Here is a 20683-nt window from a genome sequence, read left to right on the forward strand (position 1 = left end):
AACGTTTTGGGATATTCCTGAATCAAACGGAGAGAAAACAATGCCAAGAAGACGCGTTGTTGGTCAGCGTAAAGTATTACCTGATCCTAAGTACGGAAATGAAATCATTACTAAGTTCATCAACGTAGTAATGCTTGATGGTAAGAAATCAATCGCCGAAAAGATCGTTTACGGCGCATTGGAGTCTGCCTCTGAAAAATCTGGTAAAGATCCGCTCGACATTTTTGAGACGGCTCTGGATAACGTTCGCCCAACTGTGGAAGTTAAAAGTCGCCGTGTAGGTGGCTCAACTTACCAGGTACCGGTAGAAGTTCGTCCAGTACGTCGCAATACATTGGCGATGCGTTGGTTAGTTGAGGCTGCGCGTAAGCGTGGCGAAAAAGATATGGCTAAGCGTCTGGCTGGCGAGTTAGCTGATGCTGCAGAGAACAAAGGCACTGCAGTGAAAAAGCGTGAAGATGTTCACCGTATGGCTGATGCAAACAAAGCGTTTGCTCACTATCGCTGGTAGTCACGCTTGGTATATGCCCTCCGGGGCATATACCTCTTGTTATTTATGCTAAGGCAACCCCTTAGTTAAGAGGAAATCATGGCTCGTACAACCCCCATTGAGCGCTACCGAAATATTGGTATTGTAGCTCACGTTGATGCCGGTAAGACGACCACCACCGAACGTGTACTTTTCTATACAGGTCTTTCACATAAGATCGGTGAGGTACATGACGGTGCCGCAACTATGGACTGGATGGAGCAAGAACAGGAGCGTGGTATTACTATCACCTCTGCGGCTACCACCACGTTCTGGCGCGGTATGGAAGCGCAGTTCCCAGAGCATCGCGTCAATATCATTGATACCCCTGGACACGTTGACTTCACGATTGAAGTTGAACGTTCTTTGCGTGTACTCGATGGTGCTGTTGTGGTTTTTTGTGGTGCATCGGGTGTTGAACCACAGTCAGAGACGGTATGGCGTCAAGCAGACAAATACGCGGTTCCGCGTATGGTGTTTGTGAATAAGATGGACCGTGCCGGCGCCGATTTCCTCCGTGTTGTAAATCAGATTAAAGATCGTTTGGGAGCAACGCCTGTACCTATTCAGCTGAATATCGGAGCTGAAGAGAACTTCAAGGGTGTTGTTGACCTAATCAAGATGAAAGCCATTAACTGGAATGAAGAAGACCAGGGTATGACTTTCACTTACGATCCGATTCCTGAAGATCTACAGGATCTGGCGGAAGAGTACCGTGAGCAGATGATCGAAGCGGCAGCTGAAGCTTCAGAAGAGATGATGGATAAGTATCTCAATGATGGCGAGCTGACTGAAGAAGAGATCAAGAGCGGGCTGCGCGCACGCACCTTAAGTAATGAGATTGTCTTAGCCACTTGTGGCTCAGCGTTCAAGAATAAGGGTGTACAGGCAGTGCTGGACGCAGTGGTTGATTTCATGCCTGCGCCGATCGATGTACCTGCAATTACAGGTATCGATGACAACGAACAGGAAGTTGCTCGTCCTGCGGATGACAACGCCCCGTTTGCTGCCTTGGCATTTAAGATCGCGACAGACCCTTTTGTGGGCACCTTGACCTTTTTCCGCTGCTATTCTGGCATCGTTAACACCGGCGATGCAGTTTACAACTCGGTTAAACAGAAACGTGAACGCTTCGGGCGTATCGTACAGATGCACTCGAAAGATCGAAAAGAGATTAAAGAAGTTCGTGCTGGTGACATCGCGGCGGCCATTGGCCTTAAGGATGTGACCACAGGCGATACCCTGTGCGATTCGGCTCACAAAGTGGTGCTTGAACGTATGGAGTTCCCTGAGCCAGTGATCTCTGTGGCTGTTGAGCCAAGAACACAGGCTGATCAGGAAAAAATGGGGATTGCGCTGGGCAAACTGGCGGCTGAAGATCCCTCTTTCCGTGTCCATACAGATGAAGAGTCTGGTCAGACTATTATTTCTGGTATGGGTGAACTTCATCTCGACATCATTATTGACCGCATGAAGCGGGAATTCAGTGTTGAGTGTAACGTTGGTAAACCACAAGTCGCTTACCGTGAAACTATCCGCAAAGCAGTGGAAGTGGAAGGCAAGTTTGTTCGCCAATCCGGTGGGAGAGGGCAGTTTGGCCATGTTTGGCTACGCCTTGAACCAATGGATATTGAAGCGGATGAAACCTATGAATTCGTTAATGAAATTGTAGGTGGTGTGGTGCCGAAGGAATTTATTCCTGCGGTGGACAAAGGCGTACAAGAGCAGATGCAGAACGGCGTTGTTGCCGGTTATCCTGTGCTTGGCGTTAAGTGTTCATTGTATGATGGTTCTTATCATGATGTTGACTCTTCTGAAATGGCATTTAAGATTGCCGGTTCAATGGCGTTTAGAAATGGCGCGATTGACGCCGGTGCAGTTCTTCTTGAGCCTATGATGAAGGTCGAGGTAACGACTCCGGAAGACTTCATGGGTGACGTGGTTGGTGATTTAAACCGACGTCGCGGCATGATTGAGGGCATGGATGACGGTGTTGCAGGCGTAAAGCTTGTACGTGCCCAGGTACCACTGTCGGAAATGTTCGGGTACGCAACTGATTTGCGTTCACAAACTCAAGGTCGTGCATCGTATTCGATGGAATTCCTCAAGTACGCTGAAGTACCTGGGAATGTTGCATCTAGCATCATCGAAGCACGCCGGTAGTAATTTACAGGTCTGGTCCCGGTCACGTTGGACCGGGCCTAATTCTTACTCGGAAGGAAAGTAAAGTGGCAAAAGAAAAGTTTGAACGTACGAAACCGCATGTAAACGTTGGCACTATCGGTCACGTTGACCACGGTAAAACGACTCTGACAGCAGCTATCACCAACGTACTGGCTAAAGTATACGGCGGTACAGCGCAAGCTTTCGATCAGATCGATAACGCACCAGAAGAGCGCGAGCGTGGTATCACCATCGCGACTTCTCACGTTGAATATGACACACCAACTCGCCACTACGCGCATGTTGACTGTCCTGGACACGCGGATTATGTGAAAAACATGATCACCGGTGCAGCCCAGATGGACGGCGCTATCTTGGTAGTTGCAGCAACAGATGGTCCTATGCCACAGACACGTGAGCACATCCTGTTGGGTCGCCAGGTAGGCGTACCTTACATGATCGTTTTCATGAACAAGTGTGACATGGTAGACGACGAAGAGCTGCTTGAGCTGGTAGAGATGGAAGTACGTGAACTTCTGTCAGACTACGACTTCCCAGGTGACGACCTGCCAGTGATCCAGGGCTCAGCTCTGAAAGCATTGGAAGGCGAGAAAGAGTGGGAAGACAAGATTGTAGAGCTGGCTGAAGCGCTGGATAGCTACATCCCAGAGCCAGAGCGTGATATCGATAAGCCATTCTTGCTGCCTATCGAAGACGTATTCTCAATCTCAGGTCGTGGTACAGTTGTTACCGGTCGTATCGAGCGCGGTATCCTGAAAACAGGTGACGACGTAGCGATTGTTGGTATCAAAGAAACCACAAACACGACATGTACTGGTGTTGAAATGTTCCGTAAGCTGCTTGACGAAGGTCGTGCAGGTGAGAACGTTGGTGCACTGTTGCGTGGTACTAAGCGTGATGACGTAGAGCGTGGTCAGGTATTGGCAGCGCCGGGTTCAATCAACCCACACACTAAGTTTGAAGCAGAAGTTTACGTTCTGTCTAAAGATGAAGGTGGTCGTCATACTCCGTTCTTCAAGGGCTATCGTCCACAGTTCTACTTCCGTACCACAGATATCACTGGTGCAGTAGAATTGCCAGAAGGCGTAGAGATGGTAATGCCAGGTGACAACGTACAGATGAGCGTAGAGCTTATCGCACCAATCGCGATGGACGAAGGCTTGCGCTTCGCTATCCGTGAAGGTGGCCGTACTGTAGGTGCGGGTGTTGTTGCTAAGATCCTCGACTAATCGAAGATCTAAGTCATATTGAAAAGGCGCCGTTAGGCGCCTTTTTTATTGCGCTCAAACTAGTTCACGCTGTAACGCTTTCTAATTTTCAGCGGCCTCTAGTTTTAGACGCGATTCTGGATCCGTTGGTGGTTGCTCTTCCTCTGTTGGCCCTCGTCTATATTTGGGTTTTCGTCGGCTCTTGCCGAACTGGATCTCAACCGAAAATACAATGGCTGGGTTCCAACTCCAATCATACTCGCGTTCATAATTGAGCTGGGGTTCAATTTCGTAAAAGTACCAGGGACGATAGAAACTGCGGCGATAGTTCGCAGCTAAACGCCAGCGTTCAGTGTTCTCTTTGTCTTCATCCGTGGCGCCGGTAAAAGAGATATACGTTGAGTAGGCGGACCGTTCATCGATCTGTTTCACGCGAGAAAGGCTGATCTCCCATTCAAAACCATCAGTTTCGTCACCATAAGTTGCCGAATTACTCCAGCGGTAGCCAACGGCTCCTCGGAGATGGTCAATATCAATGCGCGTAGTTTCACTCCAAAAATCAGAATTACGTAAGCGAAGCTGTTGGCTGAATTTTACGACGGTGTCGTAACGTAGGGCGTAGTTATAGCGATAACGCAGACGGGTGAACGGATCTATCTCACTACTACGAAGGCGCACGCCAGCATCAAAATCGAGATCACTGGTATCAAGTTGCTTGATACTCCAACGCAGCGCAGCGGCTAACCCTCTGTCGTCATCGTTTCCGCGAAGGTCCGAACTTTCGTTATACTCGCGAGAGCTACTTTGGCTGCTGCCATCATCGCCTTCGATGATTAGCCTTACATCTTGTTCAAAACGTGGTAGATGGAAGCTTGCGGAGATCCTCGGTCGAAACTCCACACCTTCCTCTTTATGCCATTCGACGGAGTTAATCAGGCGCACGAGAGAGCTGGCAGCTTCGTTCTGTTCGATATCACCAAAGAAACTATCAAACCATAGCGCCTGTTCGCAGACACCATCAGATAGCAGTAGGTGCGCGCGATCAAACCAACCTAACTGGTCTGTTTCGGTTTGTTGGCAGGGCTTAATTTTATCTGCTGCTTCTTCCCAACTGATCTCATCCTCGCCGCTATCATCCTGGGCAACCGGTGGTGCGCCAAAAGATAGGCTGTGGTAGAGAAGACATATTGGTAAAACAATTAGTTTCATGGCGTTATCGTTAACCTAGATAGGGTAAATGTTAGGTTATCTACCTAAAAAAAGTGTGTTGGTAAGCCGTCTTCGGGAGCAGTGGCGCAAAAATCGACAAAAACTTGCGCGAGTCATTGTTTCGCGTATAATGCGCCTCCACTCGCTCTGACTATTTTTAGTTAAAGTGGTGTAGCACTAGGGGGATTCAACTTGTTGAATCGGCTTAGTGCTAAGACAGCAATCCCGATTGGGGATTGAATGATATGTATAACCCACTCTCCTCCTGGTATTAGGGATGGTAGGGTGCGTGTTTTTTGTTCTTTATAATTTGGAGCTTGGTCCATGCAGAACCAACGAATCCGTATTCGACTAAAGGCGTTTGACCATCGTCTGATTGACCAGTCAACCGCAGAGATCGTAGAAACAGCAAAGCGCACTGGCGCGCAGGTACGTGGACCTATTCCTCTGCCTACACGCAAAGAGCGTTTCACTATTTTGGTCTCTCCGCATGTTAACAAAGACGCGCGTGATCAGTTAGAGATCCGCACACACAAGCGTCTGGTCGATATCGTAGAGCCGACCGACAAGACCGTAGATGCACTTATGCGTCTGGACCTGGCAGCTGGCGTAGACGTTCAAATTAGTCTCGGCTAATTGAAGCTCTCGAAACGATTAAGAGGTTGAAACAATGGCTATCGGATTAGTCGGTCGTAAAGTCGGCATGACACGCATCTTCACTGAAGATGGCTTGTCCATTCCGGTTACCGTTATCGAAGTTGAAGCCAACCGCGTTACTCAGGTTAAGAGCCTGGATAATGACGGCTACCGTGCACTTCAGGTAACCACCGGCACTAAGAAAGCAAACCGCGTCACCAAACCAGAAGCGGGCCATTTCGCTAAAGCAGGCACAGAAGCCGGCCGTGGCACTTGGGAATTCCGTCTGGCAGATGGTGAAGGCGTAGATATTGAAGTTGGTTCAGAACTGAATGTTGATCTGTTCAGCGATGTAACCAAAGTAGACGTAACTGGCACATCCAAAGGTAAGGGCTTCCAAGGCGTTGTAAAACGCTGGAACTTCCGTACTCAGGATATGACCCATGGTAACTCTTTGAGTCACCGCGCACCCGGTTCTATCGGTCAAAACCAGACCCCAGGCCGCGTGTTTAAGGGTAAGAAGATGTCTGGTCACATGGGCGACGAACGCACAACTGTGCAGTCTCTCGAAGTGGTACGTGTTGACGCTGAGCGTAAACTGTTGCTGATTAAAGGCGCAGTCCCTGGAGCTACCGGCGGCGACGTTATCGTTAAACCAGCCGTTAAAGCCTAACGTCTTAGGAGATTGGTGATGGAATTGGTATTGAAAGATGCGCAAAGCGCTCTTGAAGTAAATCCGACTATCTTCGGGCGTGAGTTCAACGAAGCGTTGGTACACCAGGTAGTGGTAGCTTACGCAGCCGGTGCGCGTCAGGGCTCTCGTGCTCAGAAGACTCGCAGCGAAGTAGCTGGCGGCGGTAAGAAACCTTGGAAACAGAAAGGCACGGGCCGCGCACGCGCGGGTACAATCCGTAGTCCTCTGTGGCGCTCTGGTGGCGTGACCTTCGCGGCAAAGCCGCAGGACCACAGCCAAAAGGTAAACAAGAAGATGTACCGCGGTGCAGTTCAGAGCATTTTGTCTGAGCTAGTTCGTCAGGAACGTCTGATTGTGGTTGAGAGTTTCGCAGTTGAAGCTCCTAAAACCAAAGAGCTTTCAGCAAAACTGAAAGAACTGGATCTGAACGACGTGCTGATCGTGACAGAAGAAGTTGATGAAAACTTGTTCTTGGCCGCTCGCAACCTGTACAAAGTTGACGTTCGTGATACCACTGGTATCGATCCGGTAAGCCTGATCGCTTTCGATAAAGTGCTAATGACTGCTGCTGCAGTTAAGCAACTCGAGGAGAAACTGGCATGATCCGCGAAGAACGTCTGCTGAAAGTTATTCTGGCGCCTCACGTTTCTGAAAAAGCGACTATCTCAGCTGAAATGGAAAACACTATTGTGTTTCGTGTTTCAACTGATGCGCAGAAAGCAGAAATCAAGGCAGCTGTTGAGAAGCTGTTCGAAGTTGAAGTCGACGGCGTTCGTACTGTGAACGTCAAGGGCAAAACCAAACGCCACGGTGCTCGTATCGGCAAGCGTAACGATTGGAAAAAAGCCTACGTTACGCTGAAAGAAGGTAGCGAGATCGACTTTGTTGGCGGCGGTGAATAAGTAAGAGGAGTACACCAATGGCTATTGTTAAGTGCAAGCCTACCTCTGCCGGTCGTCGCCACGTTGTTAAAGTGGTAAACGGTGACCTGTATAAAGGTAAGCCTTACGCTCCGCTGCTGGATAAGAAAAGTAAGTCTGGCGGTCGTAACAACGCCGGTCGTATCACTACCCGTCACATCGGTGGTGGACACAAGCAGCACTATCGTTTGATCGACTTCAAACGCACTAAAGATGGCATTCCTGCCACTGTTGAGCGTTTGGAATACGATCCGAACCGTAGCGCAAACATTGCGTTGGTTCTTTACGCAGATGGCGAACGTCGTTACATCCTGGCGCCTAAGGGCATCAAGGCTGGCGACAAAGTACAATCTGGTGAAGACGCGGCAATCAAGGCAGGTAACACTCTGCCAATGCGTAACATCCCGGTAGGTAGCACAGTACACAACGTCGAACTGAAGCCTGGTAAAGGTGGTCAGATCGCACGTTCAGCTGGTGCTTACGTGCAAATCGTTGCTCGCGATAGCGGCTACGTTACCCTGCGCTTGCGTAGTGGTGAGATGCGTAAAGTACTGTCTGACTGTCGCGCAACTATCGGTGAAGTAGGTAATGCTGAGCACATGTTGCGTCAGCTCGGTAAAGCTGGTGCCTCTCGTTGGCGCGGTGTCCGTCCTACTGTTCGTGGTGTTGCGATGAACCCAGTAGATCACCCGCATGGTGGTGGTGAAGGTCGTACCTCAGGTGGCCGTCATCCAGTATCTCCATGGGGTATGCCTACTAAGGGTGCCAAGACGCGTAAGAACAAGCGTACAGATAAGTACATTGTACGCCGTCGTACTAAGTAAATTAGAAGAGGATTCACCATGCCACGTTCTCTCAAGAAAGGTCCATTTATCGACCTGCACTTGCTGAAGAAGGTAGAGAAAGCGGTGGAAGGCGGCGACAAAAAGCCTATCAAGACTTGGTCTCGCCGTTCAACGATCTTCCCAGATATGATTGGGTTGACCATCGCTGTCCATAATGGTCGTCAACATGTCCCAGTATTCGTTACTGAAGAGATGGTTGGCCACAAGTTGGGTGAATTCGCCCCGACTCGTACTTATCGCGGCCATGCTGCTGATAAGAAGGCCAAGAAGCGTTAAGGGGTAAAAGATGGAAGTTTTAGCTAAACACCGGTTTGCCCGTACTTCGGCTCAAAAAGCGCGTCTGGTTGCTGACCAGATCCGCGGTAAGTCAGTTGCCAATGCTTTGGAACTTCTGGCCTATAGCCCGAAGAAAGCGGCAACACTGGTCAAGAAAGTACTGGAATCTGCGATTGCTAACGCAGAGCATAATGAAGGTGCTGATATTGACGAGCTGAAGGTCGCTAAGGTCTTCGTAGATGAGGGGCCGATCATGAAGCGCATTAAACCACGCGCTAAAGGTCGTGCTGACCGCATCCTTAAGCGCACCAGCCACATCACTGTGGTCGTAGCGGAACGCTAAGTAGGAGAACGGACAATGGGTCAGAAAGTACATCCGAACGGTATCCGCTTAGGTATCGTTAAGCCGTGGAACTCTACTTGGTATGCAGATACCAAGGATTACGCAGACAACCTGCATGGAGACCACCAAGTACGTGAATTCCTTACTAAGGAACTCAAAAGTGCTTCGGTTTCTCGCATCGTTATCGAGCGTCCGGCAAAAAGCATCCGCGTGACTATCCACACCGCCCGTCCAGGCGTTGTGATTGGTAAGAAAGGCGAAGATGTAGAAAAACTGCGTAAGCACGTAGCCAAATTGGCTGGCGTACCGGCGCAAATCAACATTTCAGAAGTACGTAAGCCTGAACTCGACGCAAAATTGGTTGCGGACAGCATCTCTAGCCAGTTGGAGCGTCGTGTGATGTTCCGCCGTGCGATGAAGCGTGCCGTTCAAAACGCAATGCGTTTGGGTGCGAAGGGCATCAAGGTGGAAGTAAGCGGTCGTCTCGGCGGTGCAGAAATTGCACGTACCGAATGGTACCGTGAAGGTCGTGTACCTCTTCACACTCTGCGTGCTGATATCGATTACGCAACGTCTGAAGCAGCTACTACTTATGGCATCATTGGTGTCAAAGTGTGGGTCTTCAAAGGCGAGGTTCTTGGTGGTTTCAACCCAGTTGAAGAAGCACCAGCACCTAAGCGTAAAGGTAAGGGCAGCAAGTAGGAGATCCGACCATGTTGCAACCAAAACGTACTAAATTCCGCAAGCAGATGACAGGCCGCAACCGTGGTCTGGCGCTGAACGGTAACAAGGTAAGCTTCGGCAGCTTTGGTCTCAAAGCCGTTGGTCGTGGTCGTTTGACTGCGCGCCAGATTGAAGCCGCGCGTCGTGCGATGACTCGTCACATTAAGCGTCAAGGTAAAATCTGGATCCGGGTTTTCCCAGACAAGCCGATTACCGGTAAGCCGCTTGAAGTTCGTATGGGTAAAGGTAAAGGTAACGTTGAATACTGGGTTGCCCAGATTCAGCCTGGTAAAGTCCTGTACGAAATGGATGGCATTCCAGAAAATCTGGCACGTGAAGCATTTGCACTTGCAGCTGCGAAACTGCCGATTCAAACCACCTTTGCAATTCGGACGGTAATGTAATGAACGCCAGCGAACTACGTGAAAAGAGCGTTGAAGAGCTGAACGCTGAAATGCTGAACCTCCTCCGTGAGCAGTTTAATCTGCGCATGCAGAAGAGCACCGGTCAGCTGTCTCAGACTCACCTGCTCAAAAATGTGCGTCGCGATATCGCGCGCGTAAAAACTGTGTTGAAACAGAAGGCAGGTGCGTAAATGAGCGAATCAGTAATTCGTACACTGCAGGGTACTGTGGTTGGTGACAAGATGGACAAGTCCATCACTGTTGCTATCGAGCGTAAGGTAAAGCACCCGATCTACGGGAAGTATATCAAGCGTACCACTAAGCTGCATGTACACGACGAAGACAACCAGTGTAAAACCGGTGACAAAGTTTCAATCAAAGAATGTCGTCCACTGTCTAAGACTAAGTCTTGGGTATTGGTTGATATCTTGGTTAAAGCCTAAATCGACACACTGTTGACGATAAATAAGGGCTCCAAAAAGGAGCCCTTATTTTTTTCTATTCAAGGCCGCTTACCGGTGGTATACTGCTGCGCCTTTTCGAAGGTAAGGCAGCCCAATTACGGTGAGTAATTGGCTATTTGAAGTAAATAGCGGAGCACTGAAATGATCCAGATGCAGACTATGCTAGATGTCGCTGATAACAGCGGCGCTCGTAGCGTACAGTGTATTAAGGTCCTCGGTGGTTCGCACCGCCGCTACGCGAATATCGGCGACATCATTAAAGTTACTGTTAAGGAAGCAATTCCGCGCGGTAAGGTTAAAAAAGGTGATGTCCTGAACGCGGTGGTTGTGCGCACCAGGAAGGGCGTGCGTCGTCAGGATGGTTCTCTGATCCGTTTTGACAACAACGCCGCTGTGTTGCTAAACACGCAACACGCGCCCATCGGTACTCGTATTTTTGGCCCTGTGACACGTGAACTTCGTACGGAGAAGTTTATGAAAATCGTGTCTCTGGCTCCAGAAGTACTGTAAGGAGAACTTAGATGGCAGCAAAAATCCGTAAAAATGACGAAGTGATCGTTCTGGCCGGTAAAGACAAAGGTAAGCGTGGCAAAGTCACTAGCGTACTAGCGTCTGGCAAAGTGATTGTAGAAGGCGTCAACTTGATCAAGAAGCACCAGAAGCCTAACCCGCAACTGCAGGTTCAGGGTGGTATTGTTGAGAAGGAAGCCGCAATTGACGTTTCTAACGTCGGTATCTACAACGCAGCGACTGGTAAGGCCGATCGTGTAGGTTTCAAGGTTGAAGACGGTAAGAAAGTACGTGTCTTCAAATCTTCTAACGAAGTAATAGCTTAATCTGGAGTGTACGATGGCGAAACTGCATGATTTCTATAAAGAGTCGGTAGTGCCTGAACTGATGAAAGAGTTCAGTTACAGCAGCATCATGCAAGTCCCTCGGATTGAGAAGATCACCCTTAACATGGGTGTCGGCGAGGCATTGGCTGACAAGAAACTTCTGGAAAACGCGCAGGCAGATATGCAGGCGATCGCTGGACAGAAGCCAATTGTTACCAAAGCGCGCAAGTCAGTAGCGGGTTTCAAAATCCGTGAAGGCTATCCGATTGGCTGCAAGGTAACCCTACGTGGCGAACGTATGTGGGAGTTCTTTGAACGCCTAGTATGTATTGCTATGCCCCGTATTCGTGATTTCCGTGGTGTAAGCCCGAAATCATTCGACGGACGTGGCAACTACAGCATGGGTGTTCGCGAGCAAATAATCTTCCCTGAAGTCGATTTCGACAAGGTAGACAAAGTACGCGGTATGGATATTACCATTACCACTACTTCTGGTACCGATGAGGAAGCACGTGCTCTGCTGGCTGCCTTTAACTTCCCGTTCCGCAAGTAAGGTGTAGGGTTATGGCAAAATCTTCGATGAAAGCGCGTGAAGCAAAACGCGCCAAGTTGGTTGCCCAGTACGCTGAAAAGCGTCAGGCACTGAAAGCGATTATCGCTAGCCCAGATAGCTCTGATGAAGAGCGCTGGGATGCAAGCCTTAAGCTGCAAAGTCTTCCGCGTGATTCCAGCGCATCACGTCAACGTAACCGTTGTCGTGTGACTGGTCGCCCTCACGGTTTTCTACGCAAGTTCGGCATGAGCCGTATCAAGTTGCGTGAAGCTGCGATGCGTGGTGAAGTTCCAGGCCTTCGTAAGGCCAGCTGGTAAGCACAGGAGAAAGCAGATATGAGCATGCAAGATCCGATTGCAGATATGTTCACTCGTATCCGTAACGGCCAGTCTGCCAACAAGATTTCGGTGACTATGCCTTCATCTAAGCTGAAGACTGCTATCGCAGCAGTTCTTAAGCAAGAAGGTTACATCGCTGATTTCAGTGTGTCAGAGGGTCCGAAAGCGGAACTCGAGATCGCCCTACGTTATTTCGAGGGCAAACCGGTCGTAGAGACCATTCAACGTGTAAGTCGTCCAGGTCTTCGTATCTATAAGAAGAAAGACGAGTTGCCGAAGATCCTTGACGGCCTTGGTGTCGCCATTGTCTCTACTTCTCAAGGCCTGATGTCAGACCGTGCTGCTCGCAAAGCGGGTATGGGCGGCGAGATCATTGGCTACGTGGCGTAACAGGAGGTAGGAAATGTCTCGAGTAGCAAAAGCACCCGTTACCATTCCTGCCGGCGTAGAAGTTACGCTGAAGGGCCAGGATCTGACGGTTAAAGGTAGCAAAGGCACTTTGAATTGCACTTTCAATGACGCAGTTGTAGCGAAGCAGGACGACAACGTTCTGACTTTTGCACCTGTTGAAGGAGCTGCTGGTGCCAATGCGCAAGCCGGTACCGCACGTGCACTTGCCAACAACATGGTCGTTGGTGTGAGCGAAGGGTTTACCCGTAAATTACAACTGGTTGGTGTGGGTTATCGTGCCCAAGCCAAAGGTAAGGTTCTGAACCTTAGCCTTGGTTTCTCTCACCCAGTTGAATACGCTCTGCCAGAAGGCGTTACTGCCGAGTGTCCAAGTCAGACCGAAGTGGTTCTGACAGGTGCTGACAAGCAGTTGGTCGGCCAGGTGGCTGCAAATATTCGCGCATACCGTAAACCAGAGCCTTATAAAGGCAAAGGTGTTCGTTATGCTGACGAAAACGTGCGCCGTAAAGAGGCTAAGAAGAAGTAAGGTAAGACGATGGATAAGAAAGCATCTCGACTGCGTCGCGCGACTCGCGCACGCAAGAAAATCCAGGAGCTGGGTGCCGCACGTTTGGTGGTTCACCGTACTCCTCGTCATATCTACGCTCAGGTTATCGCACCTACTGGTAGTGAAGTGCTGGCAGCAGCATCCACTGCAGAGAAGGCGGTACGTGAGGAGCTGAAAGGCACCGGTAACGTAGAAGCTGCCAAGGCAATTGGTAAGCTGGTTGCTGAGCGTGCGGTAGAGAAAGGTATCGAAGTAGTTGCCTTTGACCGTAGTGGCTTCAAGTATCACGGCCGTATCGCAGCGCTAGCGGAAGCAGCGCGCGAAGCGGGCCTTAAGTTCTAGGAGTAGATCATGGCGAAAGTAGAACAACAGCAAAGTGATCTGAATGAAAAGCTGATTGCCGTTAACCGCGTATCAAAAGTGGTTAAAGGTGGTCGCATCTTCAGTTTCACAGCATTGACTGTCGTAGGCGACGGCAATGGTCGCGTCGGTTTCGGTTATGGTAAAGCACGTGAAGTGCCAGCAGCTATCCAGAAAGCTATGGAAAAAGCGCGCCGTAACATGAACACTGTTCAGCTTAATGGCAACACCCTGTACCACCCTGTTAAGGGCCGTCACACAGGTTCGCGTGTTTACATGCAGCCTGCGTCAGAAGGTACAGGTATCATCGCCGGTGGTGCGATGCGTGCCGTTCTAGAAGTGGCTGGCGTACAAAACGTTCTTGCAAAGGCATATGGTTCAACTAACCCAATCAACGTGGTTCGCGCTACGATTGACGGTTTGGTTGGTATCAAGTCGCCAGAGCAAGTTGCCGCTAAACGCGGTCTGACCGTCGAACAAATTCTGGGGTAAGACACCATGGCAAAGAAAACTGTCAAAGTGACCCAGACCCGCAGCGCTATCGGTCGTTTGCCGAAGCACAGAGAGACCCTTAAAGGTCTTGGTCTGCGTCGAATTGGTCACACTGTAGAACTGGAAGACACGCCATCAGTACGCGGCATGATCAACCAGCTGTATTACATGGTTAAGGTGGAGGGGTAATCTGATGCGTCTTAATACTCTATCACCTGCCGCTGGTGCAAAGACTCCTGCCAAGCGTGTTGGCCGTGGTATCGGTTCCGGTCTGGGTAAGACTGGTGGCCGTGGTCACAAAGGTCAAAAATCACGTTCAGGCGGCGGCGTTCGCGTAGGTTTTGAAGGCGGTCAGATGCCTTTGAAACAGCGTTTGCCTAAGTTCGGCTTTACTTCACGTAAGTCTTTAGTGACTGACGAAGTACGTCTGAATGAGATTGCCAAAGTAGAAGGCGACGTAGTGTCTCTGGAAACTTTGAAAGCAGCTGGTCTGGTGAGAAAAAACATCAAACACGTGAAAGTCGTACTGTCTGGCGAAATCAGCCGTGCAGTTAACGTACAAGGTCTGCGGGTAACCAAAGGCGCACGTGCTGCAATTGAAGCCGCTGGCGGCTCAATCGCAGAATAATTCGAAGTAGGAAAGTACTTATGGCAAAGCCAGGGTTGGATACCAAGAGTCAAGGCGGCGGACTGAGCGAATTAAAGCAACGTCTTCTGTTTGTGATTGGCGCAATTATTGTGTTCAGGGCAGGTTCTTTTGTGCCTATTCCTGGCATTGACGCCGCAGTACTGGCTGATCTGTTCGAACAGCAAAAAGGTACCATCGTGGAGATGTTTAACATGTTCTCCGGTGGCGCCTTGGAGCGTGCCTCGATCTTAGCGCTTGGTATCATGCCGTATATTTCGGCGTCGATTATCATGCAGCTGCTGACAGTTGTTAGTCCACGACTCGCTGAATTGAAAAAAGAAGGCGAATCAGGACGTAAGAAGATTAGCCAATACACCCGTTATGGGACACTTGTATTAGCAACTTTTCAAGCGTTTGGGATTGCAACCGGTTTGCCGAATTTGATGCCTGGCCTGGTGATTACACCGGGCTTTGGTTTCACTTTCACAGCGGTAGTCAGTTTAGTAACAGGCACCATGTTCCTCATGTGGTTGGGTGAACAGGTCACCGAACGTGGTATTGGTAACGGTATTTCAATCCTGATTTTTGCAGGTATTGTTGCCGGCCTACCTACCGCAATCGGCCAGACAGCAGAGCAGGCTCGCCAAGGCGAGATCCAGCCTCTGTTACTGTTGTTGATTGCTGCGGTTATCTGCGCAGTCACCTACTTTGTAGTATTTGTTGAACGTGGCCAACGCCGCATAGTGGTTAACTATGCTAAGCGCCAGCAAGGACGTAGAGTCTTTGCCGCGCAAAGCACCCACTTGCCGCTTAAGTTGAACATGGCCGGGGTTATCCCACCGATCTTTGCTTCTAGCATCATCCTATTTCCAGGCACGCTGGCTCAGTGGTTTGGACAGAATGAATCCTTAGGATTCCTGCAGGATGTATCGCTGGCATTGTCACCGGGGCAGCCACTCTATGTAATGTTGTATGCAGCAGCGATTATCTTCTTCTGTTTCTTCTATACCGCGTTGGTGTTTAACCCGCGCGAGACAGCTGAAAACCTGAAGAAGTCCGGTGCTTTCATTCCAGGTATTCGCCCGGGTGAACAGACATCACGTTACATCGATAAGGTTATGACTCGCTTAACACTGGCAGGCGCGCTGTATATCACGTTCGTTTGTTTGGTTCCTGAGTTCATGATGATTGCGTGGAGCGTACAGTTCTACTTCGGTGGTACATCATTATTGATTATCGTCGTGGTTATCATGGATTTCATGGCACAGGTTCAAACTCATTTGATGTCTCATCAATATGACTCGATCCTGAAGAAAGCCAACCTTAAAGGCTATAGCCGTTAAGTTGGCGTACGGAGTGAAAAATGAAAGTTCGCGCATCCGTTAAGACCATGTGTCGTAACTGCAAAGTGATCAAACGCAATGGCGTAGTTCGCGTAATTTGCAGTGAGCCGAAGCATAAGCAACGGCAAGGTTAGTAGTATCTGGTGATGGTGTGGCCAAATGGCCCGCCATCTTAGTTTGCAAATGGCCGAATGGTTGAGTATCCTTACGGGCTTTTCAACCAATAGCCAACGAATAGGAGATGTGTTAGTGGCCCGTATCGCTGGCATTAACATCCCTGATCATAAGCACGCAGTCATTGCCCTGACTGCTATTTATGGCATCGGTAAAACCCGCGCTCAGCAGATCCTTGTTGAGTCAGGCATTGCCGAGAGCACTAAAATAAGTGATCTGGACGAAACACAAATCGATAGACTTCGCGAAGTAGTCGGTCAGTACTCTGTTGAGGGTGATCTGCGCCGTGAAGTTTCAATGAACATTAAGCGTCTGATGGACCTCGGTTGTTACCGCGGCCTTCGTCATCGCCGAAGCTTGCCTCTACGTGGTCAGCGCACTAAGACAAATGCGCGTACCCGTAAAGGTCCACGCAAACCGATTCGTAAGTAAGCGGGGGGGAATCTATTATGGCTAAAGCTCCAGCTCGCACTCGTAAGCGTGTAAAAAAGCAGGTTGCTGACGGAATGGCGCACATCCATGCGTCTTTCAACAATACTATCGTAACCATTACTGACCGTCAGGGTAACGCTCTGTCATGGGCCACTGCTGGTGGTTCAGGTTTCCGTGGTTCACGTAAGTCCACTCCGTTTGCTGCTCAGGTAGCTGCGGAACGCGCCGGTGTTGCCGCGCAGGAATATGGTTTAAAGAACCTTGAAGTGTTCGTGAAGGGCCCAGGTCCTGGCCGTGAATCAGCGATTCGCGCATTGAACGCAGCGGGTTATCGCATCACTAATATTACTGATGTGACACCTATTCCTCATAACGGTTGCCGTCCGCCTAAAAAGCGTCGCGTGTAACGGCGTTTTAGGACCGATTGGAGAAAGAACATGGCAAGATATTTGGGTCCAAAACTCAAACTTAGCCGTCGTGAGGGCACCGACCTTTTCTTGAAAAGTGGTGTTCGCGCGATCGATAGCAAGTGCAAGATCGATAACGTACCTGGTCAACATGGTGCGCGTAAAGGTCGTCTTTCAGACTATGGCGTACAGCTGCGTGAAAAGCAGAAAGTTCGTCGTCTGTATGGCGTCTTAGAAAAGCAGTTCCGTAATTACTATGGCGAGGCAGCTCGTATCAAAGGTAATACCGGTGAAAACCTGCTTCAGTTGTTAGAAGGCCGTCTGGACAATGTTGTTTACCGTCTCGGTTTCGCCGCTACTCGCGCCGAAGCTCGTCAGTTGGTAAGCCACAAGGCTATTGAAGTTAACGGTCGTGTGGTAAACATTCCATCGTTTGCCGTTAAGCCAAACGACGTGATTAGCGTTCGTGAAAAGTCCAAGAAGCAGGCTCGAATCAAGGCTGCTCTCGAACTGTCTGAGCAGCGCGAGAAGCCCACCTGGATCGAAGTAGATGCAGCGAAACTAGAAGGTACTTATAAGCGCCTTCCAGAGCGCAGCGACCTGTCTGCTGATATCAACGAACAGTTGATTGTCGAGCTTTACTCTAAGTAAGGCCAGATCCAAGTCTTAAGAGAGGACACAATGCAGGGTTCTGTTACAGAATTTCTCAAGCCGCGGTTAGTCGACATAGACGCCATCGATGCGTGTCGCGCGAAAGTTACACTCGAGCCGCTCGAGCGTGGCTTTGGACACACTTTAGGTAATGCGCTACGTCGGATTTTGCTATCGTCAATGCCCGGCTGTGCCGTCACCGAAGTTGAAATCGATGGTGTTCAGCACGAGTACAGCAGTAAAGAAGGCGTGCAGGAAGATATTATTGAAATCCTGCTTAACCTGAAGCAGCTAGCCGTTCGTTTGGATGGTAAAGATGAGGCCGTGCTGACTCTGACTAAGGGTGGTGCGGGCCCTGTTGTTGCTGGTGATATCGTTCATGATGGCGATGTTGCTATTGCAAACCCGGAGCACGTGATCTGCACGTTAACCGGCGAAGGTGAAATTAGCATGCGCATTAAGGTCGAGCGCGGTCGTGGTTATGTACCATCGACAGCTCGTGCCAACAGCGATGAAGATGAGCGCCCAATTGGTCGCTTGCTGCTAGACGCATCGTTCAGCCCGGTTGCTCGCATCGCCTATAATGTAGATGCAGCACGTGTAGAACAGCGCACTAACCTCGATAAACTGGTGATCGATATGGAAACTAACGGCACAATTGAGCCGGAAGAAGCCATTCGTCGTGCCGCTACCATCTTAGCTGAACAGCTGGATGCGTTTGTCGAGTTGCGTGACATCAGTGAGCCGGAGCAAAAAGAAGAGAAGCCGGAGTTTGATCCGATTCTTCTGCGTCCTGTCGATGACTTGGAGCTGACAGTACGCTCTGCTAACTGTTTGAAGGCAGAAGCGATCCATTACATTGGTGACCTGGTTCAGCGTACAGAAGTTGAACTCCTCAAGACCCCGAACCTCGGTAAGAAATCACTTACTGAAATTAAAGATGTTCTGGCGTCACGCGGACTTTCGCTCGGTATGCGTTTGGAAAACTGGCCTCCAGCCAGTCTTTCAGACAGAGACTGATCAGGTTGCGTGGTCACAGATTTAGTGAGAAGGATATAGATCATGCGCCATCGTAAGAGTGGTCGTCAGCTAAATCGCAACAGCAGCCACCGTCAAGCCATGTTTCGTAACATGGCCGGTTCGCTAGTTCGTCACGGTGTTATTAAAACCACCGTTGCGAAAGCGAAAGAGTTGCGTCGCGTAGTTGAACCTCTGATCACATTGGCTAAGGCCGATAGTGTTGCAAACCGTCGTTTAGCGTTTGCTCGTACACGTGATCAAGAAGTTGTAGGCACCCTGTTCAATGAACTGGGTCCTCGCTATCAGGAACGTCCAGGTGGTTACACCCGTATCCTGAAGTGCGGCTACCGTGCCGGAGACAATGCCCCGATGGCTTACATCGAGCTTGTTGACCGTCCAGTAGTTGAAGAAGCTGACGTTGAAAATGAAGTAGAAGCTAACGCTGAATAAGCGAGTGGACACTTTAAGGAAAAGCCGGGCATTGCCCGGCTTTTTTATTTCTGTTTATTGTCGAAGTAATAGCTGATCCGTGTTCGTGGATTAAGATACTCATATACTTCAGGCTTGAGGCGTCGAGGCGGTAACGCTTTGGCAATTGAAAAATCCACTTCCTCTAAGTTTATGATCGTGGCTTCGGTTCTCGGGATCCCGGGGTCGTATAGCAGGATATTTGGATAGAGCAGCTTAGTTTGGTTTACCGATATGACTAAGCCTACCTGCTTATTACTCAATTGGACGATTGTCCCTGGCGGGAACACGCCTAAGTGTTTTACCATCAGCTCGATATCTTCAGCCGCAAATTTTTCTTTGCACGACTTAAAAATATAGGACAGCGCTGAGTAGGGGGTACGAGCCTTGCTGATGTCATGAGGATGGCACAGCGTGTCATATTCATTTACTAGTGCCACGAGGAGACTTGATGGCTTCAAGTTGTCCTTGGTCAAGCCTTTGGGATAGCCACTGCCATCAGCATACTCATGATGCTGGGCAATAATGGTGTTTGATAGCTCTGGTAAATTTTCCCCTTGGGCAAGTAGTTGGACACTGTATTGTGGGTGCAGCTTTAAAAAATTCTCTTCCGCGGTATTTAATGGTGTTTTCTTATTTAGGATTTGGCTTGGCACCTTCATCTTACCGATGTCGTGAAATAACCCCGCCATGCCGATAGCGGTCATCTCCTCTTTATCTAGTCCTTTAGACTTCGCAAGAAGCATGCTCAGCACTGACACATTCAGGGAGTGGTAATATAAATTCTCTCCCTCCTTTGTCTCGTTCATGAGGTGCAGAACCATCTCATCTTGAGCCAACAGTGTTTCTACCATGCCATCGACAAGCTCTTTAGCTTCGGTGATAGCATTCAACGGTCGAGACGTCACTTTCGACATAACAGCACGGACTTGCGCTACGGATTGCTCAAACGCCTTTTCGCAGCGCTGCATATCGCGACGATAATCCTGCAGCGCTTCGATGCGCTGTTCTTTTTCCTCTTTAAGTGCTTGCAGTGCTGTTTTGTCATCTGCAGATACCGGTACGATATCCACGTCAGCTCCTAGCGGTGCCGAATCGCTCTTATCGGGCATCACTATCACATGGCTGATGCCGAGCTGTTTTATGAGAGCTATCTGTCCTTCATCTTTGATCTTGAAGCTATTGAAGAGAAAAGGGTGATTACGCCAGCTCAGAGGCAAACGTATATAGAGACCCTTTTGCAGGCGATGTACCGAGAGTTTAATGCCTTTCATTGTTGCCGCTGCTTATATGGACTGACTTAATGCTAATACACGGTTCTTAAAGGGAAAAGGTTGAAGCGCTAAGTTTGCTATGTGAGCACGCTTTTTGTTGTTTTGCTCATTACTTGAGCGAACAGAAAAAAGATCCGCAATAAGCGTTGACGGCAGGATTAATCTCCCTATAATGCCGCCTCACTCGCTCAGGGCGAGGCAGCGGGAAGAAACGGACGGTTTAAGTTTTTATCTTTCTTCTGGTCACTTGGTAAAAAAGATGTTTTTACTGGGTTGACAGCGGGGCTGAGAAGCGTAGAATGCGCAGCCCTTGC

The 20683-nt window shown here is 49.5% G+C and carries 33 protein-coding genes; 31 read left to right on the plus strand and 2 right to left on the minus strand.

Annotation, left to right across the window (positions count from 1 at the left end; translation table 11 throughout):
* Positions 1 to 40 precede the first annotated feature (40 nt).
* The 3 genes from rpsG (at position 41) to tuf (ending at position 3942) form a co-directional block, all read left to right on the plus strand.
* The gene (gene rpsG / locus EZV61_RS18770) at positions 41 to 511 is read left to right on the plus strand and encodes a 30S ribosomal protein S7 (protein WP_114340000.1); all 471 of its coding nucleotides are present in this window, start codon (positions 41 to 43) and stop codon (positions 509 to 511) included.
* A 78-nt stretch (positions 512 to 589) separates the two neighbouring features.
* A complete protein-coding gene (fusA, locus tag EZV61_RS18775; protein WP_114340001.1) occupies positions 590 to 2692 on the plus strand; it encodes an elongation factor G in 2103 nt (700 codons plus the stop codon).
* 65 nt (positions 2693 to 2757) lie between these two features.
* On the plus strand, positions 2758 to 3942 hold the full coding sequence (gene tuf, locus EZV61_RS18780; RefSeq protein ID WP_114339990.1) for an elongation factor Tu: 1185 nt from the start codon (positions 2758 to 2760) through the stop codon (positions 3940 to 3942).
* A gap of 81 nt (positions 3943 to 4023) precedes the next feature.
* Here the strand turns inward: tuf and EZV61_RS18785 are convergent, their stop codons facing one another.
* Positions 4024 to 5130 carry a hypothetical protein gene (locus EZV61_RS18785; RefSeq protein WP_114340002.1) on the minus strand — a complete coding sequence of 369 codons (1107 nt, stop codon included), beginning with the start codon at positions 5128 to 5130 and terminating at the stop codon, positions 4024 to 4026.
* Positions 5131 to 5454: 324 nt separating this feature from the next.
* Here EZV61_RS18785 and rpsJ point away from each other — a divergent pair, with 324 nt between their 5' ends.
* The 28 genes from rpsJ to rplQ all read left to right on the plus strand — a co-directional run bounded on the left by rpsJ (position 5455) and on the right by rplQ (position 19077).
* A complete protein-coding gene (gene rpsJ / locus EZV61_RS18790; RefSeq protein WP_114340003.1) occupies positions 5455 to 5766 on the plus strand; it encodes a 30S ribosomal protein S10 in 312 nt (103 codons plus the stop codon).
* A 34-nt stretch (positions 5767 to 5800) separates the two neighbouring features.
* The gene (gene rplC, locus EZV61_RS18795) at positions 5801 to 6439 is read left to right on the plus strand and encodes a 50S ribosomal protein L3 (RefSeq protein ID WP_114340004.1); all 639 of its coding nucleotides are present in this window, start codon (positions 5801 to 5803) and stop codon (positions 6437 to 6439) included.
* 18 nt (positions 6440 to 6457) lie between these two features.
* Entirely contained in the window at positions 6458 to 7063 is a 606-nt protein-coding gene (gene rplD, locus EZV61_RS18800; RefSeq protein WP_114340005.1) for a 50S ribosomal protein L4, read from the plus strand.
* The gene (rplW, locus tag EZV61_RS18805; RefSeq protein ID WP_114340006.1) at positions 7060 to 7362 is read left to right on the plus strand and encodes a 50S ribosomal protein L23; all 303 of its coding nucleotides are present in this window, start codon (positions 7060 to 7062) and stop codon (positions 7360 to 7362) included. Before rplD ends, rplW begins: the two co-directional genes overlap by 4 nt.
* A 17-nt stretch (positions 7363 to 7379) precedes the next feature.
* Positions 7380 to 8204 carry a 50S ribosomal protein L2 gene (rplB, locus tag EZV61_RS18810; RefSeq protein WP_114340007.1) on the plus strand — a complete coding sequence of 275 codons (825 nt, stop codon included), beginning with the start codon at positions 7380 to 7382 and terminating at the stop codon, positions 8202 to 8204.
* A gap of 18 nt (positions 8205 to 8222) precedes the next feature.
* The gene (gene rpsS, locus EZV61_RS18815) at positions 8223 to 8501 is read left to right on the plus strand and encodes a 30S ribosomal protein S19 (protein ID WP_114340008.1); all 279 of its coding nucleotides are present in this window, start codon (positions 8223 to 8225) and stop codon (positions 8499 to 8501) included.
* Between the two features lie 10 nt (positions 8502 to 8511).
* Positions 8512 to 8844 (plus strand): 50S ribosomal protein L22, encoded by a 333-nt coding sequence (gene rplV, locus EZV61_RS18820; protein ID WP_114340009.1) that lies wholly within the window; start codon positions 8512 to 8514, stop codon positions 8842 to 8844.
* Between the two features lie 15 nt (positions 8845 to 8859).
* The gene (gene rpsC, locus EZV61_RS18825; RefSeq protein WP_114340010.1) at positions 8860 to 9546 is read left to right on the plus strand and encodes a 30S ribosomal protein S3; all 687 of its coding nucleotides are present in this window, start codon (positions 8860 to 8862) and stop codon (positions 9544 to 9546) included.
* 11 nt (positions 9547 to 9557) lie between these two features.
* Entirely contained in the window at positions 9558 to 9971 is a 414-nt protein-coding gene (rplP, locus tag EZV61_RS18830) for a 50S ribosomal protein L16 (RefSeq protein ID WP_114340011.1), read from the plus strand.
* Positions 9971 to 10162, plus strand: coding sequence for a 50S ribosomal protein L29 (gene rpmC / locus EZV61_RS18835; RefSeq protein WP_114340012.1), 192 nt, complete (start codon positions 9971 to 9973; stop codon positions 10160 to 10162). Before rplP ends, rpmC begins: the two co-directional genes overlap by 1 nt.
* Entirely contained in the window at positions 10163 to 10414 is a 252-nt protein-coding gene (gene rpsQ, locus EZV61_RS18840) for a 30S ribosomal protein S17 (protein ID WP_114340013.1), read from the plus strand. It begins immediately after the preceding gene.
* Between the two features lie 162 nt (positions 10415 to 10576).
* On the plus strand, positions 10577 to 10945 hold the full coding sequence (gene rplN, locus EZV61_RS18845) for a 50S ribosomal protein L14 (RefSeq protein ID WP_114340014.1): 369 nt from the start codon (positions 10577 to 10579) through the stop codon (positions 10943 to 10945).
* Between the two features lie 11 nt (positions 10946 to 10956).
* Positions 10957 to 11271, plus strand: coding sequence for a 50S ribosomal protein L24 (gene rplX / locus EZV61_RS18850; protein ID WP_114340015.1), 315 nt, complete (start codon positions 10957 to 10959; stop codon positions 11269 to 11271).
* Between the two features lie 13 nt (positions 11272 to 11284).
* The gene (gene rplE / locus EZV61_RS18855; RefSeq protein WP_114340016.1) at positions 11285 to 11824 is read left to right on the plus strand and encodes a 50S ribosomal protein L5; all 540 of its coding nucleotides are present in this window, start codon (positions 11285 to 11287) and stop codon (positions 11822 to 11824) included.
* Between the two features lie 11 nt (positions 11825 to 11835).
* Positions 11836 to 12141 carry a 30S ribosomal protein S14 gene (gene rpsN, locus EZV61_RS18860; protein ID WP_114340017.1) on the plus strand — a complete coding sequence of 102 codons (306 nt, stop codon included), beginning with the start codon at positions 11836 to 11838 and terminating at the stop codon, positions 12139 to 12141.
* An 18-nt stretch (positions 12142 to 12159) separates the two neighbouring features.
* Positions 12160 to 12552 carry a 30S ribosomal protein S8 gene (gene rpsH / locus EZV61_RS18865; RefSeq protein WP_114340018.1) on the plus strand — a complete coding sequence of 131 codons (393 nt, stop codon included), beginning with the start codon at positions 12160 to 12162 and terminating at the stop codon, positions 12550 to 12552.
* A gap of 13 nt (positions 12553 to 12565) precedes the next feature.
* On the plus strand, positions 12566 to 13099 hold the full coding sequence (gene rplF, locus EZV61_RS18870) for a 50S ribosomal protein L6 (protein WP_114340019.1): 534 nt from the start codon (positions 12566 to 12568) through the stop codon (positions 13097 to 13099).
* 9 nt (positions 13100 to 13108) lie between these two features.
* Positions 13109 to 13462: a 50S ribosomal protein L18 gene (gene rplR, locus EZV61_RS18875; protein ID WP_114340020.1), complete on the plus strand. Its 354-nt coding sequence runs from the start codon at positions 13109 to 13111 to the stop codon at positions 13460 to 13462.
* Positions 13463 to 13471: 9 nt separating this feature from the next.
* On the plus strand, positions 13472 to 13972 hold the full coding sequence (rpsE, locus tag EZV61_RS18880; protein ID WP_114340021.1) for a 30S ribosomal protein S5: 501 nt from the start codon (positions 13472 to 13474) through the stop codon (positions 13970 to 13972).
* A gap of 6 nt (positions 13973 to 13978) precedes the next feature.
* The gene (rpmD, locus tag EZV61_RS18885) at positions 13979 to 14161 is read left to right on the plus strand and encodes a 50S ribosomal protein L30 (RefSeq protein WP_114340022.1); all 183 of its coding nucleotides are present in this window, start codon (positions 13979 to 13981) and stop codon (positions 14159 to 14161) included.
* Between the two features lie 4 nt (positions 14162 to 14165).
* Positions 14166 to 14600 (plus strand): 50S ribosomal protein L15, encoded by a 435-nt coding sequence (gene rplO / locus EZV61_RS18890; RefSeq protein WP_114340023.1) that lies wholly within the window; start codon positions 14166 to 14168, stop codon positions 14598 to 14600.
* A gap of 20 nt (positions 14601 to 14620) precedes the next feature.
* On the plus strand, positions 14621 to 15943 hold the full coding sequence (gene secY, locus EZV61_RS18895) for a preprotein translocase subunit SecY (protein WP_114340024.1): 1323 nt from the start codon (positions 14621 to 14623) through the stop codon (positions 15941 to 15943).
* A gap of 20 nt (positions 15944 to 15963) precedes the next feature.
* Positions 15964 to 16077 carry a 50S ribosomal protein L36 gene (gene rpmJ / locus EZV61_RS18900; RefSeq protein WP_114340025.1) on the plus strand — a complete coding sequence of 38 codons (114 nt, stop codon included), beginning with the start codon at positions 15964 to 15966 and terminating at the stop codon, positions 16075 to 16077.
* A 115-nt stretch (positions 16078 to 16192) separates the two neighbouring features.
* Positions 16193 to 16549 (plus strand): 30S ribosomal protein S13, encoded by a 357-nt coding sequence (gene rpsM / locus EZV61_RS18905; RefSeq protein WP_114340031.1) that lies wholly within the window; start codon positions 16193 to 16195, stop codon positions 16547 to 16549.
* 17 nt (positions 16550 to 16566) lie between these two features.
* Positions 16567 to 16956, plus strand: coding sequence for a 30S ribosomal protein S11 (rpsK, locus tag EZV61_RS18910; protein ID WP_114340026.1), 390 nt, complete (start codon positions 16567 to 16569; stop codon positions 16954 to 16956).
* 30 nt (positions 16957 to 16986) lie between these two features.
* Positions 16987 to 17607: a 30S ribosomal protein S4 gene (gene rpsD, locus EZV61_RS18915; protein ID WP_114340027.1), complete on the plus strand. Its 621-nt coding sequence runs from the start codon at positions 16987 to 16989 to the stop codon at positions 17605 to 17607.
* A gap of 30 nt (positions 17608 to 17637) precedes the next feature.
* Positions 17638 to 18627, plus strand: coding sequence for a DNA-directed RNA polymerase subunit alpha (locus tag EZV61_RS18920; protein ID WP_114340028.1), 990 nt, complete (start codon positions 17638 to 17640; stop codon positions 18625 to 18627).
* Between the two features lie 42 nt (positions 18628 to 18669).
* Positions 18670 to 19077, plus strand: coding sequence for a 50S ribosomal protein L17 (gene rplQ / locus EZV61_RS18925; RefSeq protein ID WP_114340029.1), 408 nt, complete (start codon positions 18670 to 18672; stop codon positions 19075 to 19077).
* A gap of 44 nt (positions 19078 to 19121) precedes the next feature.
* Here the strand turns inward: rplQ and EZV61_RS18930 are convergent, their stop codons facing one another.
* Positions 19122 to 20369 (minus strand): cyclic di-GMP phosphodiesterase, encoded by a 1248-nt coding sequence (locus tag EZV61_RS18930; protein ID WP_131417552.1) that lies wholly within the window; start codon positions 20367 to 20369, stop codon positions 19122 to 19124.
* Positions 20370 to 20683: the final 314 nt, after the last annotated feature.

It is taken from the genome of Corallincola luteus (assembly GCF_004336975.1).
Lineage (GTDB): Bacteria > Pseudomonadota > Gammaproteobacteria > Enterobacterales > Neiellaceae > Corallincola > Corallincola holothuriorum.

Bases quoted from the DNA above. Each gene is read 5' to 3' on its own strand.
- rpsG (WP_114340000.1), top strand. From the start codon at position 41: ATGCCAAGAAGACGCGTTGTTGGTCAGCGTAAAGTATTACCTGATCCT.
- fusA (WP_114340001.1), top strand. From the start codon at position 590: ATGGCTCGTACAACCCCCATTGAGCGCTACCGAAATATTGGTATTGTA.
- EZV61_RS18785 (WP_114340002.1), bottom strand. From the start codon at position 5,130: ATGAAACTAATTGTTTTACCAATATGTCTTCTCTACCACAGCCTATCT.
- rpsJ (WP_114340003.1), top strand. From the start codon at position 5,455: ATGCAGAACCAACGAATCCGTATTCGACTAAAGGCGTTTGACCATCGT.
- rplC (WP_114340004.1), top strand. From the start codon at position 5,801: ATGGCTATCGGATTAGTCGGTCGTAAAGTCGGCATGACACGCATCTTC.
- rplD (WP_114340005.1), top strand. From the start codon at position 6,458: ATGGAATTGGTATTGAAAGATGCGCAAAGCGCTCTTGAAGTAAATCCG.
- rplW (WP_114340006.1), top strand. From the start codon at position 7,060: ATGATCCGCGAAGAACGTCTGCTGAAAGTTATTCTGGCGCCTCACGTT.
- rplB (WP_114340007.1), top strand. From the start codon at position 7,380: ATGGCTATTGTTAAGTGCAAGCCTACCTCTGCCGGTCGTCGCCACGTT.
- rpsS (WP_114340008.1), top strand. From the start codon at position 8,223: ATGCCACGTTCTCTCAAGAAAGGTCCATTTATCGACCTGCACTTGCTG.
- rplV (WP_114340009.1), top strand. From the start codon at position 8,512: ATGGAAGTTTTAGCTAAACACCGGTTTGCCCGTACTTCGGCTCAAAAA.
- rpsC (WP_114340010.1), top strand. From the start codon at position 8,860: ATGGGTCAGAAAGTACATCCGAACGGTATCCGCTTAGGTATCGTTAAG.
- rplP (WP_114340011.1), top strand. From the start codon at position 9,558: ATGTTGCAACCAAAACGTACTAAATTCCGCAAGCAGATGACAGGCCGC.
- rpmC (WP_114340012.1), top strand. From the start codon at position 9,971: ATGAACGCCAGCGAACTACGTGAAAAGAGCGTTGAAGAGCTGAACGCT.
- rpsQ (WP_114340013.1), top strand. From the start codon at position 10,163: ATGAGCGAATCAGTAATTCGTACACTGCAGGGTACTGTGGTTGGTGAC.
- rplN (WP_114340014.1), top strand. From the start codon at position 10,577: ATGATCCAGATGCAGACTATGCTAGATGTCGCTGATAACAGCGGCGCT.
- rplX (WP_114340015.1), top strand. From the start codon at position 10,957: ATGGCAGCAAAAATCCGTAAAAATGACGAAGTGATCGTTCTGGCCGGT.
- rplE (WP_114340016.1), top strand. From the start codon at position 11,285: ATGGCGAAACTGCATGATTTCTATAAAGAGTCGGTAGTGCCTGAACTG.
- rpsN (WP_114340017.1), top strand. From the start codon at position 11,836: ATGGCAAAATCTTCGATGAAAGCGCGTGAAGCAAAACGCGCCAAGTTG.
- rpsH (WP_114340018.1), top strand. From the start codon at position 12,160: ATGAGCATGCAAGATCCGATTGCAGATATGTTCACTCGTATCCGTAAC.
- rplF (WP_114340019.1), top strand. From the start codon at position 12,566: ATGTCTCGAGTAGCAAAAGCACCCGTTACCATTCCTGCCGGCGTAGAA.
- rplR (WP_114340020.1), top strand. From the start codon at position 13,109: ATGGATAAGAAAGCATCTCGACTGCGTCGCGCGACTCGCGCACGCAAG.
- rpsE (WP_114340021.1), top strand. From the start codon at position 13,472: ATGGCGAAAGTAGAACAACAGCAAAGTGATCTGAATGAAAAGCTGATT.
- rpmD (WP_114340022.1), top strand. From the start codon at position 13,979: ATGGCAAAGAAAACTGTCAAAGTGACCCAGACCCGCAGCGCTATCGGT.
- rplO (WP_114340023.1), top strand. From the start codon at position 14,166: ATGCGTCTTAATACTCTATCACCTGCCGCTGGTGCAAAGACTCCTGCC.
- secY (WP_114340024.1), top strand. From the start codon at position 14,621: ATGGCAAAGCCAGGGTTGGATACCAAGAGTCAAGGCGGCGGACTGAGC.
- rpmJ (WP_114340025.1), top strand. From the start codon at position 15,964: ATGAAAGTTCGCGCATCCGTTAAGACCATGTGTCGTAACTGCAAAGTG.
- rpsK (WP_114340026.1), top strand. From the start codon at position 16,567: ATGGCTAAAGCTCCAGCTCGCACTCGTAAGCGTGTAAAAAAGCAGGTT.
- rpsD (WP_114340027.1), top strand. From the start codon at position 16,987: ATGGCAAGATATTTGGGTCCAAAACTCAAACTTAGCCGTCGTGAGGGC.
- EZV61_RS18920 (WP_114340028.1), top strand. From the start codon at position 17,638: ATGCAGGGTTCTGTTACAGAATTTCTCAAGCCGCGGTTAGTCGACATA.
- rplQ (WP_114340029.1), top strand. From the start codon at position 18,670: ATGCGCCATCGTAAGAGTGGTCGTCAGCTAAATCGCAACAGCAGCCAC.
- EZV61_RS18930 (WP_131417552.1), bottom strand. From the start codon at position 20,369: ATGAAAGGCATTAAACTCTCGGTACATCGCCTGCAAAAGGGTCTCTAT.